The 1,073-nt window shown below is 52.9% G+C and carries 1 rRNA gene; it reads right to left on the reverse strand.

Annotation, left to right across the window (positions count from 1 at the left end):
• Positions 1 to 1,073: ribosomal RNA gene (locus CES81_RS13030) — 16S ribosomal RNA — on the reverse strand; the annotation flags it as partial.

The following is a 1,073-nucleotide window of genomic DNA, read 5'->3' on the forward strand; positions in this document are numbered from 1 at the left end:
AAACTCTCATGGTGTGACGGGCGGTGTGTACAAGGCCCGGGAACGTATTCACCGCGGCATGCTGATCCGCGATTACTAGCGATTCCGACTTCGTGCAGGCGAGTTGCAGCCTGCAGTCCGAACTGAGAATGGCTTTAAGAGATTAGCTTGCCCTCGCGGGTTTGCGACTCGTTGTACCATCCATTGTAGCACGTGTGTAGCCCAGGTCATAAGGGGCATGATGACTTGACGTCATCCCCACCTTCCTCCGGTTTGTCACCGGCAGTCTCGCCAGAGTGCCCAACTAAATGCTGGCAACTGACAATAAGGGTTGCGCTCGTTGCGGGACTTAACCCAACATCTCACGACACGAGCTGACGACAGCCATGCACCACCTGTATCTGCGTCCCCGAAGGGAACGCCTAATCTCTTAGGTTAGCACAGTATGTCAAGACCTGGTAAGGTTCTTCGCGTAGCTTCGAATTAAACCACATGCTCCACCGCTTGTGCGGGCCCCCGTCAATTCCTTTGAGTTTCAACCTTGCGGTCGTACTCCCCAGGCGGAATACTTAATGCGTTAGCTGCGGCACTGAAGGGCGGAAACCCTCCAACACCTAGTATTCATCGTTTACGGCATGGACTACCAGGGTATCTAATCCTGTTCGCTACCCATGCTTTCGAGCCTCAGCGTCAGTTACAGACCAGACAGCCGCCTTCGCCACTGGTGTTCTTCCATATATCTACGCATTTCACCGCTACACATGGAGTTCCACTGTCCTCTTCTGCACTCAAGTCTCCCAGTTTCCGATGCACTTCTCCGGTTAAGCCGAAGGCTTTCACATCAGACTTAAGAAACCGCCTGCGCTCGCTTTACGCCCAATAAATCCGGACAACGCTTGCCACCTACGTATTACCGCGGCTGCTGGCACGTAGTTAGCCGTGGCTTTCTGGTTAAATACCGTCAACACCTGAACAGTTACTCTCAAGTGTGTTCTTCTTCAACAACAGAGTTTTACGAGCCGAAACCCTTCTTCACTCACGCGGCGTTGCTCCATCAGACTTTCGTCCATTGTGGAAGATTCCCTACTGCTGCC

This window comes from Secundilactobacillus pentosiphilus (genome assembly GCF_002217985.1).
Lineage (GTDB): Bacteria > Bacillota > Bacilli > Lactobacillales > Lactobacillaceae > Secundilactobacillus > Secundilactobacillus pentosiphilus.